This window comes from Paraburkholderia sp. BGA-UO-ETr-F12 (genome assembly GCF_059567945.1).
Genome location: NZ_JCAQOZ010000048.1, coordinates 30322 through 42624 on the forward strand (window position 1 = coordinate 30322; position 12303 = coordinate 42624).

Sequence of the window (12303 nt, forward strand, 5' to 3'; positions counted from 1 at the left end):
GCAAGGACACTCGCGACGCACGTCGCTCGACGCAATTTGCGCTCACTGACCGACGCCCGCTTACTCGGCCTTCGCGGCACTCGCCGGATCGGTTTGAGCCGTCGGCTCGGAAGCCGAGGCATCCTTCGGCGGCGCGTCTTCCTTGATCTCAAAGGACGGGTCGCGCACCCAACGGCTCAGATCCTTGCTGATCACAATGGTCGTGCGATCGAGAATCGAACAGCTTCCCTTGAACGCACCCCACATGCCGCCCACTGACCAGCGGTTAATCTTCGTGTGACGGATGACCTTGCCGTCCTCAAGCAGATCCGCACTCACCGTCGTAGCCTTGGGGCCGCTCCATGCGCCGCCGCCGACGCCCAGTACGTGCGTGATCTGCAATCTGAGAATCTTCGCGCCGCCCGCGTCGGTTTGCGACGCGATGGTGCCGTCGTCCGTCTTGTTGATGCGGCGAAGTGCGTCGCCAACATGGCGTGTCAGCATGTCTTCAATGTGGCATTCATTCTTGATCTGATCGACGACGCTGGCGTCCGGTGCGTAGGTGACTGGGGTTTCCAGTAAAACCTGACTGGCGGCGAAGGCAGAGGTTGTTGAGAAAAACAGTGCGGTGAAGAGAAGTTTTTTCATAGCGTGGCGTTTTCTAGTTTTTTGCTTTGGTGCGGATCATTGGATCGTGCGCAGCACCGAATGCATCCATCGCCGCGAGTGCGGGGACTATCGCCTCACGACGTCGCCTGGCGAATGGATTCGCGCGTACTTCATTCGAAGCTGAAGCGGAGGTCCTTGACGATCTGTTCATTACCCCACTTGAACGAACAGACGCGAGCTACCTCGACGCTGACTGTTTTCGATCCCGCAGTCTGCTTTTCACTGACAGGCAAACAGCCCCCCTGAATGGTCACAGTCGGGGCGCCTTGGTTCGACAGCGGGAATTCGACGCCTGCGTCCTCGGGAATGGTGTGAGTGAGCGAGACGTTTTCGATGTAGTCGTCGGGCGCCGAAAGAATCACGGCGTTGTCGACTGATAGCGTGTAGTAGTCGTGCTGGAACGGCACCTCGGTGATACATATTCTCGAGGTGTGCTGACCGAAAGTTTGTGTCTGGCATTTTGGTGCTGCCGCGAATGCTGGTAGTGCGCCAAGCAGGAGGGAAAGCGTGAAGATTTTTTTCATATGAGCGGCGTTTCAGGAAAATGATGGTGTACGCCGGCGAAGACATGGTGTTTCGACCGGAATCTTCCCATCGTCTTACCGCGTCCCGCGCTGCTTCCCCGTGCGCTGCTGATCACTCCCGCTTTCCCAAAACCGTAGGTTGCGGTTTCGTTTGGTGGATTCGCTCAGCGCACGCGGCTGTGCAGTTTACGGCATTCGTACGATGAATAACGGCCGAAGCGCAGTGTTCTTTAGTATTGGTCGGCAATATTTTTCAATCACATTTCGCTTTCGATGATCCGCAATAGCCAACCAGCCGGGGAAATCCGCGCCGACCTCGGTGCTGCGCATCTTGCCGCGTTCTTTCATCACCTCTATCCGGGCGCGCTGATGCATTGGCTGGCCCTGCCGGACCTCGAACTGCGCCGCGAATTCGCCTTTGCGACCAATGTCTTCCTGCAAGGCAGCGCCCGCCTGCCGAACGAAGAAAAATAGGAATCCAGATGAAACTCCTCGCGTCGACCTAAGGCACCGAAGGCGACACGCCTACGTAATCGGGATTCGGCAGCACGGTCGGATTCGACGGGAAAGCGATGCTGAATGCCTTCATAGACGCTGCGCAAGGGCTCCGCGTGCTTCTGTATCCAGGGTGGCCCGGCACGCCCAACGATATGACGCTGCCCGACAATTTCTTCATCATCGAAGAGACGCCCCATCAATGGCTGTTTCCGCGGACCTGGCTCGTTATTCATCATGGCGGCAACGGCACAACTCACTCGGCGTGCCGCGCAGGAGGGCGATCGGTCGTATTGCCTTTCGCAGGGGACCAGTTCTTCTGGATGCATCAAATGAAACGCCTCGGCGTAGCGGGCGACCCAGTATCGACGCGCAAGCTGGAGCGCGACAAGCTCAAGCAGGCAATCAGCTTTGCGCGGCGTGCAGAGGCCATGCAACGCGCCTCTGCGCGGGAAAACGAATGGCGCGGGAAAACGGCACAGCAACCGCCGTTGCGGAGATAGAGACGCTCTTTCGCCCATGATTCAGCGAACCCTGCGGCAATGGGCACAACTCAGCGGAGCGCACCGCTCATCGTGTTGAAATAGAGAATGTTTTCACCGTAGTTCAAGAAGCGAATCCGCGGCGCCACCGTTCAACGAAACCAAAAATATTCTGCGCATCGAATGATGTACAGCGCATAACTAAAAATCGCACATGGGGGTCCGCTATCCGTTCGAAGGCTTAATGACGGCTTTCATTTCGCCCTCCGCCGGCTACGTGCGCAAACGCACCGACAACACCCACTCCGATATCGCGTAATAACGGCAAATTCCAAGTCTTAAAACCAAAGCACGGCGAAGCATTGGAAAAGACCTCCGCGGCGAATGCCGTGACTCGCCGCAAGGATAGAGAGACGCATAAAGTGGACTTCAAAATGCATCCTGTCGATTTCGGCGGACATTTCGGTTGGCTTTACGAGCCAGTGTCACGGCCTGACAAAACCAGGCAATTAGGGATCGTGCTGTGCGGCCCCCTCGGCCATGAAGCTTTATGGCTGCATCAAACCATCCGCTCGCTCGCCGACCGTCTCGCGGACCAGGGATTTGCAGTACTCAGATTCGACTACGCCGGCACCGGCGACTCCGTCGATACCGGCAAGCTCGTCGAACCGGACAAATGGGTGGACGAAGCGATCGAAGCCGTAGATTTCCTTCGACGAACAACGGGCATCGAACGCGTCGCGCTGGTCGGGGTCCGCTTTGGCGCGATGGTTGCCGCGCAGGCTGCGCGCGCGGCACGCGTCGATACGGTGGCGCTCATCGCACCCGTCGTGGTTGGACGGCAGTTCGTGCGAGAAATGGATGTGCTGCAGCGCACGTGGCTCGACAAGACGGCCCGCCACGTGGCCAGCTATACCGAGCCTGCCGACGCATTCGATGTGCTGGGGCATCGCTTCAGCCGCGCCGCCATCGAAGCCGTCGGCAAATACGATTTGCGCCGGGTTACAGCGGTGCCCGCGAGCAACCTGTTGATCGTTCACGCCGGCAGTCAGGGTCCCAGTTACGAGCTGGCGAACCTGTACAGCAAGCTTGGCGCAAAGGTCGATTCCCTGCCGTTTCCCGAATACCCTGAGGCGATGCAGCCCTCATGGCTGGCCGTGCTGCCTCGCGCAACATTGAGTTCGGTCGAAGCATGGTTCGTCCGCGAAGGAGCACGCTTGCCCGCGCCATTTCCGCCCGCTTCATTCGACGCAGTGGCGTCCCTAAAACCTTCGCGGCGAGCAGTCGGTCTGGACGGCATTGTCGAGACGCCGGTCGAGCTTGCCGATGGGCGCATATTCGCCATGCTGTGCGAACCCGCCGGCCGTTCGGAACGCTCACCGCTAGTTGTCATCGCCAACACTGCGGCAACGCATCATGTCGGCGACGGCCGGTTTAACGTTGAACTCGCCCGTTCGCTGGCACAAGCGGGCATCGCATCGCTGCGACTCGATGCAGACGGCATTGGCGATAGCCGCGGTGCGGGGACAGTTGCGAACCCGTCCTTGCTCAGTTATGACCAGCTCGCCGCCGATACGTCGCTGGCGGTCGACTGGGCCGTCGACAGGGGGCATCCGCGCGTCGCTGTCTTCGGGATCTGTTCAGGCGCCTATCTGGGGCTTCACGCAGCCACGAAAAACCCGGCCGTCGCCGCCCTCCTGCTGGTCAATCTCCAGGGTTTCGAATTTCCGGTCGGCTTCAGAATGTGCGACGCCGCAAAGATCGGCGCGGGATCAACACGCGCCCATTTCAGCGCCATGCTGCGCGCGCAAAAATGGTCGCAGGTTCTGCGCGGCGAGGTCAGCTTGCGGCCGGTATTGCGAACGCTGTCCCGCTATGCCATCGACACGGTCGTGAATGCCGTCGCATCATTGACCGGCGACGCGAACGGCAGCGCGGTGAACAAAGGCTCGCGCGCGCGGCGGCGCATGATGGATCTCGACAAGCGCGGCGTCCGGGTGCGGCTACTCTTCAGTCCGCTGGACCACGGCCTGGACGAACTACGCCTGCACTTCGGCCGCGGCGGACGCCGGCTCAACAAGCTGGCGCACGCCAGCGCGATGGTGATTCCGAACATGGACCACGAAGTGTTGAATCCCGCGGCACGCCAGCGGGTTGCCGCGTTGTGCGAGACATTTTTCACCCAGGCGCTCGCACCAAAATAAGTGTGACCGGGCGCACAAACATATGTAATTCGCCACCCTGCGCACGCCGCCATCAGCTATCTTTTTTTAGTGGGTTCCAGGAGATTGCACTCACCTGCAACGGTAGCGTGTGAGCGGCACAGCGTCTCCCTTCGTCAGACATTCGCAGAGACTGCAGCCAGGGCTTGATTCAACAAATAAAATGAACACGCGCCCCCATTCCATCGAACACACGTCGGGTCGAACCCTGACTCGACGCGCCGTGCTGCGCGGCATGGCATCGGCCGCGCTGGCCGCGATGTCGCCCCGCTTATACGCGCAACATGTGCAGATGGGCGTCGTCAATCCGCCCGTTCAACTCGACGATGCGTGGTTAATCGACCAGACCGGCAGGAAGCAACGTTTGAACGACTTGCTGAGTCAGCACGTGACCGCACTGCAGACGATCTACACCGGCTGCAGTTCGGTATGCCCGCTGCAAGGCGCACTGTTCACTGCGGTGCAGGACCGGCTGCCGCATATCCGCGCAAATCATCCGGTTCAATTGCTGTCGATCGGAATCGATCCGCTTTCCGATTCGCCCGCCGCCCTGCATGAATGGTTGATGCGTTTTCAGGCGGGCCCCGCCTGGAATGCGGCAACGCCGACATTGGGCGATGTCGACCGGATACGCACGGCGCTCTCGGGCAGCCGCTTGCCACTCGGGAACATCGCCGATCACGCAACCCAGATTTACTGCTTCGATGCGAGCGCAAAGCTGCGCTGGCGTAGTGCCGACCTTCCGCGTGCAGACGAAATCTGCGATGTGCTCAACGCGCTGGGACGAGTGTAGTCCGACGTTCAAGGATACCCAGGCCATGGCACGCATTCTTTCCGCAAGAACCATCATCCGGTCGCTCAACAGCGGCGTGAAGGCCCTGTTGCTGATCGCGTTGGCGTCGGCCTTCGCGACACTATCCGGACTCGCCGAGGCGCAAACGTCAGCCTCGATCGCACTGACGGGTTCGAGCTTTTGCGCGGACGTCGACTCGCAGTCGCTAACGCCGGGCGCCGCGGTCCTTACCTGGACCTGCAATGGCGGCGCCAACCAGAGCTGGCTGCCATCGGCTTCAGGAAGTCGATACACCCTGCTTAATCAGAACAGCAATCTGTGCATGGACGTGTCGGGCGCCAGCAAGGCCGCGGGCGCCCCGGTCATTCAGTGGACCTGCAATGGCGGCACGAACCAAAGCTTCACGCTGAAGGCGCAAGGCGGCGGCTACGCGATCGTCGCGGTACACAGCGGCATGTGCCTCGCTGCGGCGAGCCAGACCAACCAGGGGTCCCAGGTCCTGCAGCAGGTTTGCAACGGCAGTGCGCTGCAAACCTGGCAGGTCAACGGCCTGCCTATGCCGGCACTGACTTCCAAGTGGACCGCGCCGATCACGCTGCCAATTATTCCTGTAGCGGCCGCCAATCTGCCCGACGGGACCGTGCTGGTCTGGTCCGCCGACAGTCCGTTGAATTTCACAGCAGGTGAAGTCACGCCGGGCAAAACATACACGGCGATTTTCAATCCCGCCACGAACACCAGCAAACAGGTGGTGGTCACCAACACCGGCCACGACATGTTCTGCCCGGGCATCGTCAATCTGCCGGACGGCCGCATCTATGTGACAGGCGGCTCCAGCAGCGACTTGACCAGTTTCTACACGCCTTCGACCCATGCGTGGACTTCAGGCAACCCAATGAACATTCCGCGTGCCTACCAGGGCAGCGTCACGTTGAGCAACGGCGGCGTGTTCCTGGTGGGTGGCTCATGGAATGGCCCATTGGGCGGCAAGACCGGCGAAACGTGGACGTCGGGCTCGGGATGGCAAGTCAATAGCGCGATACTCGACGACTACATCCTCACGAACGACGCGGGCGGCATATTCCGTGCCGACAATCACGCGTGGTTGTTCGCGGTCTCCAATGGCCGTGTCTTCCACGCGGGGCCGAGCAAGGCGATGCACTGGTTCGATACGGCGGGCGCCGGCAGCGTAACCCAGGCCGGCAATCGGGGCAACGACAACGATGCGATGAACGGCAACGCCGTCATGTATGACATCGGCAAGATCCTCGCGGTCGGCGGTGCGCCAAGCTACGACTCCTCCCCCGCCACGTCGAACGCGACGCTCATCAATATCAGCAGCGGCACCGCGGTCACCACCGCGATCCGCTCGATGAACTATCAGCGCGCCTTCAACAACAGTGTCGTGCTGCCGAATGGACAGGTCGTCGTGGTGGGCGGCCAGACCTTCGCGCAACCTTTCTCGGACGACACCGCGGTCTTGACGCCGGAGTTGTGGGACCCGACTAAACAAACCTTCTCGCCGCTTGCTCCGCAAGCCGTGCCGCGTGTCTATCACAGCGTTGCGCTGCTGCTGCCGGATGGTCGCGTGCTAAGCGGCGGTGGCGGACTCTGCGGCACCTGTTCGACCAACCACCCCAACGTCGAAATACTGACCCCGCCGTATCTGCTCAACGCGAATGGGTCCGCGGCAACCCGGCCGACCATCAGCTCGGCGCCGACCGTGGCTCAACTCGGTACGTCGATCGCGGTGAGCGCCAGTAGCGGCGTCAAGGCATTCGCGCTGATGCGCCTGTCGTCCGTCACCCATTCGATCAACAACGAGCAGCGCCGCGTGCCGGTCAGTTTCACAGTCGGCACAGGAGGCGAATACCTGTTGACCATCCCCTCCGATCCGAGTGTCGTGGTGCCAGGGTACTACATGCTCTTCGCGTTGAACGCGAACGGTGTGCCGAGCGTGTCGCGCACGCTGCAGATCCAGTAATGGCGTCGCCGTCCCGACGCCCGGCGGCACGCGTGTCGATCGGCCTCGTACTGGCCGCGGCGGCGTTGCTTGTCAACGCAACCCAGGTGGCTCACGCCGCTGAGCCGTGCGCGGCCGACGACCTGGGATGCGCGATCTTCAATGGGCAGCATGCGCTCGCGGCGCAACTGCGCGGCGACGATCGCACGCTGCCCGCCTCGACAACCCGATGCATCAACTGCCATGCCCAAACCGATCCGGCGGGTGCCTTCGCGCCGCCTTTGACGCGCGACTACCTGCTCGACACGACCAGCCGGCGGGGCGGCCCGCCCAGCCATTACGACCTCGCGAGCTTCTGCCACGCGCTCAAGGAGGGGGTCGATCCGGCCGGCGTCGTGCTGCGCAAGTCGATGCCTCACTTTCAGGTCTCCGATGCCGAGTGCACGGCGCTCTGGCGTTTCATCACAAATCGTTAGGTAGCCTATGAACCGGAAAACCAGGTATTTCCCCTGGCCCCCTGCACTATTTCCCGCCGCTTTGGTTCGGGATGTCGTGATTCGACTGCAGGATGGCGTTTTCACGCGCTATGCGAAGCACTCCGAAAGCAATGCGCGGTGTTACGCTGAAGCAAGAAGCCTTCGCGGCAGTGCGCCGCCGTTCAGCGGCAGAGTCAGCACCTACGAGAACGTACCGCGAAGCGCCATTGCCGGCGAACGGCGAAACATCGCTGCGGGAGCGACTGCGATGGAATTCAAAACATATATAGCGTTGTTAATCTGGGTGTTTAGCAGTGCTGCTTTCGCATGGCAGCCGCTCACCTATCCGATCCGAAGCCAAAGCGCCTACCAGCGCAGCGTCGACACGGCGATGTGTTATGCCCAGGCGAACAGAGAGTCCAAGGTCAACATCGCCCACGAATCGCAGTTGCCACCGCGTCAACCTGTTGCGACCAGGACTTCGTCGACCGGTGCGCCGTCGCGGCCCCCTATTCCTCCCAGCAGCTTTTCGGCAGCCCCGTTTGGCGCCAGCATGCCTGCCGCCGCACCGGCCGCAAGCGGAGCCACGGCGACCACGGCAAACAACGCCGCAGCGATGAAGTCCGCGAGCGCACCCGCCGCGTCGGCAGCGGCAGCGGCAACCACTGCGGCATCGGCAGCGGCAACCACCGCGGCGGCTTCGGCGGCGGTCGCAGGCAACGGCGCTTCGGAAACAGTAGCCGGCGGCGCTTCGGAGAGCGCAGCGGCGTCCAGCGTGAAGCTGCCGCCGCTGCCCGCGCCCGAGCCGCCGATGACCCGGTATTGGGCCGTGTATAGCGCATGCATGCAGGCGCGAGGGTATGTCGTCGCACAGTAACCCCGCGAGTCCGCCAGCAGGCCTCGTTGCCGTACGGTGTACTTTTTGATTCCGGCGCCGGCATTTGACGCCCGTTTTCGACATGGCAATGCTTAGCGACATTACCTCCGATGAGCACGATTCCCCCCAATGCAGGCACTGCGGTGCGCTGCTAGCCGACCGCTTTACGCCCTGTCCTTCGTGCAATGCGCGTCCGCTCGACTCGCTGGGCACGCGCACCGCGCCCCCGGCGTCCCTTAAAATCCCGCTACCTGACAGCGAGGCGCTGTTCGGGCCGCAATTGCCGGTGCGCAAGATCTGGCGACCATCCTCGCGCGCACTGGTCAATCCGTACGATGTCGCCGAAGAATCGCAAGTTGCCGTACCGGTCGCCCAGAAACTGCGCCGCCCTCTTGTGATGGGCGCGTCATTGATGGTGGTGACGTCCGCTGTGTATCTGGGTTTCATTCACACCAACGACGGGGAAATCAGTCCCCCAATCGCGGTATCCGGCAAAGTGACCGGCCAGAACGGCAAGCCGCCGGTCGGAGCGCTTGTTCTCGCCCAGCGGTCCGCCGCGCAGCAGCCGGCGTCGGCCGCACTCGCTGCGCGCGCCGCGCCTGTCCGTTCCCCACCTGGTGCGCAACCGGCTACGGCTGCAGCTACGGCAGCGCCGGCTGCACGTCGTGTCGTGGCGGTCGCATCGCCGGCTGCGAAGCACAATCCCGGCAGCCCGCCGGACAAGCCTCGCGTGGATGTCTCGAGGCAGCTCAGAGCCGCCCGCGCCAATCTGCAGCAAAACAATCTGGCCGCGACCAAGGCGAGGCTCGCGGCGGCCATCGCCGCACAGCCGGACAATCGCGACGCGCTGAGCATTCGCACCACGCTCGTCCAACGTGAGCAGCAACGCGACGCGCTGCTGAGCCTGGCGCGCGGCTGCGGCTATATCGCACGGTGGGGATGCGCCTGGCACAACGCCGCTAACGCGCTGCTGCTCGATTCGAGCAGCAAGGAAGCACAGAATCTCGCCTCGGTTGCGATGCGCGAATCCGAACTGGCGAGCGCAATGCCGCCGACGTCTCCCGCGCAGGAGACGCCGGCGCCCGAAGACCGCACCCCCATCATCAGCCATCACTGACGGTGATGTGCCACGGCGGCCATCGCCTGCCATGCGCGCGACGCGGGCTTTAGCGTTTTCGAGCCCGCTAGCGAACCGACACCGCCAGATGATGCCGGCTGACCTGCTGCGCGATCGCCCGATAGCGGGCCGCGGTATCCCTGAGCGTCAGACCGGTAAGCGAGCGTTGCGCTCGCGCCTGCCCCAAGGCCACGACCACGGCATCTGCATAGCACGGCACATTGTCCGTATCGACCAGTTGCACACCGGCAAATCCGCTTGCGAATGCAAACGACGGAATCTTGCTCGCGACGATCGGGATCCCCGAGGCCAGCGCTTCGAGAAACGCCACGCTATGCCCCTCGGAACGCGAGGGCATGACGAACACGTTCGACTCCGACAACACGCTCGCCACGTCGGTACGCGGGCCGGCCACCACGACGCGGCCAGTTAGCCCCAACGCCTCCACCTGTTGGATAACCGCGCGCTGATACTCCGGATCCTCGACCACGCCGTACAGCACCAGGCGCGCGTCGGCCACGCGCTCGACCACCTGACCAAACGCGCGCACCGTCAGGAGTTGATTTTTCACCGATGCATAGCGCCCGATCTGCACGACCTGAGGCGCCCGGCCGCTGCACCCGGCGCCGTCGGTGAACGCGAAGCGGCCGAGGTCGACGCCGTTGGGCACCACGGTCATCGACGGATGTGGCCCGATGGCCTGCACGTAGTCGGTCACGCCTTGCTGGGACACACCGATCACCACGCGTGCGCGTCCCGACAGAATGTGCTCGACGCGCCGGAACAGCGGCCGCTCGAAGTCGTTAGTCGCCGAATGCATGACGTAGACGACCGGCACGCGCAGCGGTAACGCACGCGCATAAAACGACGGAATCGTGGCATGCGCGAAAATCACATCGGGGCGAAACCGCCGCACCGCGAGAAACAGCGTCCATAGCTTGCCGGCGATGCGATTGCGCCGCGCCGGAAACCAGCATTGCACGCCGTGCTCCTGCAACTCTTCCTGCAAAGGCACGAATTCGGCATGCGCGGGCAACAGCGAAGCCATACAGACCGCCATACCCTCGGCGCTCTGATCGATCGCGAGATCCTTCGCGAGAACTTCGGCGCCGGACAGACGCGGCGCGAGAACCAGATGTAACACGCGCATCATGGCGTCCTTGCAGTCAGCGTCCTGAACAGCATCCATGCCGCAGCGCAGCCGAGGCCCGCGGTCATGGACCAGGCGATGCCCGTCACGCCCCACCAATGAACCGCCGGCGGCACGGCGACCAGCAGCACGACCACCTGAATCAGCGACGCATGCACCGTCGCCTTCGCGTCGCCCACCGCGCGCAGATACGCAACCAGCACGGCGATCAACGCACCGATCGCCATATTGATCACCAGAATTCTGAACAGCGGCACCGCCGGCAGCCAGGCCGCGCCGAGGATCAGCGAGAAGAGCGGTTCAGCGACCAGCCTCAGCACCTCGACGAAGACCGCCAGCCCGATCGCGATCAGGAACAGATAGATCTTGATGAGCCGGGCGGCCGACTGTGGACTGCGGCGATGATGTGCCGAAAAAGTAGGGAAAAGGTATTGCGACATGGCGATCGCGGCGTCGGCGAGCAGCATCTGCGCAAGCCGCGACGACATCTGGTAGCCGCCGAGTTGTGCCGGGCCGAGCAGTTTGCCAACCACCACTTTATCGAACTGGTTCAGCAGCAGATTGACCACACTGCTGGCCCAGATCCAGCGGCTGAAGCCCACGTAATGACCGATGCCGGACCATACCGCGCGAATCGGCGGGCGCGGTTTCATGGTCGACCAGGTCAGGATGCTTTTCAGGCTTTCGCCCGCCACCAGTCCGATCAGCACCGAAATCGCCCCGGCGCCGAAATAGGCCAGCGCCAATCCGACCGAACAATCGACAAACGACGCCGCAATCTCGACGCCGGCAATATGCTGGAAACGCCGCTCGCGCTGCACCACGTAGTACGTGGGCGATGCCAGGCCGCGCAACAGCGGCAGCAACGCGGCCAACTGGATCAGCACCAGCGAACCGTTCAGATGAAACTGACTGCTCAACAAGGGCGCGAGCGCCACCAGCAGCAGTGAGATGAGCACGCCGCGCGCGGTCAGCGTGGTCCACACCGCGCCGAGTTGCGAACGCGTCGGCGGATGCTCGCCTTGAATGACCGCCTGCGCAAGACCGGTGTCCGAAAGCGCCTCGGCAATCGCCACCGCGAGCAAGGCCACGCTCACGCTGCCGATCGCCGCCGGCCCGAGCATCCGGCCAATTGCAAGAAACTTGATTGCCACAAGTCCACGCACGGCAAACTGCTGCAACAACACCCACGTTGCCGCGCTCGCGCCGAAGCTGGCCGCTATCGAGAGCGCCGGAAGCCTGATCGCCCGCAAGCTGTATCTCCGTCGAATCGGAGCGCCGTTTAGTCGGCCGCACACAGCGATTCAATGCATCGCTGCGAAACGCCGCCGGCGCATAAATAGTTAGGTCGCGCCAGCAAGCCGGCGAGTTTTTCATCGAATTCCATGTACGACCTTACCGCGAGAGAATCGGCGACAACCGCCATCTGCTAGGCCAGTTCAGCCGAAGCCATTGCGCCCTGGTACGTTGACCCACAGAACGGGTCAAATAGACGGAGCCACGCATGTCGTCGATGCTAACGTTGATCAAATGGCGCGCTCCGGGCACCCGTCGCG

General features: G+C 62.5%; 12 protein-coding genes. 7 read left to right on the top strand and 5 right to left on the bottom strand.

Annotation, left to right across the window (positions count from 1 at the left end; genetic code table 11):
• Positions 1-60: 60 nt before the first annotated feature.
• A complete protein-coding gene (locus AC57B6_RS21685) occupies positions 61-627 on the bottom strand; it encodes a hypothetical protein (protein WP_496422079.1) in 567 nt (188 codons plus the stop codon).
• Positions 628-758: 131 nt separating this feature from the next.
• Entirely contained in the window at positions 759-1172 is a 414-nt protein-coding gene (locus AC57B6_RS21690; protein ID WP_025496748.1) for a hypothetical protein, read from the bottom strand.
• 273 nt (positions 1173-1445) lie between these two features.
• Here AC57B6_RS21690 and AC57B6_RS21695 point away from each other — a divergent pair, with 273 nt between their 5' ends.
• From AC57B6_RS21695 to AC57B6_RS21720, 6 genes are all read left to right on the top strand, one after another.
• Positions 1446-1646, top strand: coding sequence for a hypothetical protein (locus AC57B6_RS21695; RefSeq protein ID WP_491563314.1), 201 nt, complete (start codon positions 1446-1448; stop codon positions 1644-1646).
• 98 nt (positions 1647-1744) lie between these two features.
• A complete protein-coding gene (locus AC57B6_RS21700) occupies positions 1745-2170 on the top strand; it encodes a nucleotide disphospho-sugar-binding domain-containing protein (RefSeq protein WP_491563315.1) in 426 nt (141 codons plus the stop codon).
• A 413-nt stretch (positions 2171-2583) separates the two neighbouring features.
• Positions 2584-4353 carry an alpha/beta hydrolase gene (locus tag AC57B6_RS21705; RefSeq protein ID WP_496422080.1) on the top strand — a complete coding sequence of 590 codons (1770 nt, stop codon included), beginning with the start codon at positions 2584-2586 and terminating at the stop codon, positions 4351-4353.
• A 181-nt stretch (positions 4354-4534) separates the two neighbouring features.
• Positions 4535-5164, top strand: a complete 630-nt coding sequence (locus tag AC57B6_RS21710; protein ID WP_028199868.1) for an SCO family protein — start codon at positions 4535-4537, stop codon at positions 5162-5164.
• A gap of 25 nt (positions 5165-5189) precedes the next feature.
• Positions 5190-7148 (top strand): RICIN domain-containing protein, encoded by a 1959-nt coding sequence (locus AC57B6_RS21715; protein ID WP_496422081.1) that lies wholly within the window; start codon positions 5190-5192, stop codon positions 7146-7148.
• Positions 7148-7603: a hypothetical protein gene (locus AC57B6_RS21720; protein ID WP_496422082.1), complete on the top strand. Its 456-nt coding sequence runs from the start codon at positions 7148-7150 to the stop codon at positions 7601-7603. The genes AC57B6_RS21715 and AC57B6_RS21720 overlap by 1 nt, the downstream gene beginning before the upstream one ends.
• Positions 7604-8062: 459 nt before the next feature.
• Here AC57B6_RS21720 and AC57B6_RS21725 read toward each other — a convergent pair whose 3' ends face one another.
• Positions 8063-8449 (bottom strand): hypothetical protein, encoded by a 387-nt coding sequence (locus AC57B6_RS21725; protein WP_046566622.1) that lies wholly within the window; start codon positions 8447-8449, stop codon positions 8063-8065.
• A 119-nt stretch (positions 8450-8568) separates the two neighbouring features.
• On the opposite strand from AC57B6_RS21725, the gene AC57B6_RS21730 reads away from it, so the two are divergent.
• Positions 8569-9597 carry a hypothetical protein gene (locus tag AC57B6_RS21730; RefSeq protein ID WP_106356019.1) on the top strand — a complete coding sequence of 343 codons (1029 nt, stop codon included), beginning with the start codon at positions 8569-8571 and terminating at the stop codon, positions 9595-9597.
• A gap of 67 nt (positions 9598-9664) precedes the next feature.
• On the opposite strand, the gene AC57B6_RS21735 is transcribed toward AC57B6_RS21730, so the two are convergent.
• Complete coding sequence (locus AC57B6_RS21735) at positions 9665-10747, bottom strand: glycosyltransferase (protein WP_216750283.1); 1083 nt, start codon at positions 10745-10747, stop codon at positions 9665-9667.
• The gene (locus AC57B6_RS21740) at positions 10747-12000 is read right to left on the bottom strand and encodes an oligosaccharide flippase family protein (protein WP_025496233.1); all 1254 of its coding nucleotides are present in this window, start codon (positions 11998-12000) and stop codon (positions 10747-10749) included. Before AC57B6_RS21740 ends, AC57B6_RS21735 begins: the two co-directional genes overlap by 1 nt.
• Positions 12001-12303: the final 303 nt, after the last annotated feature.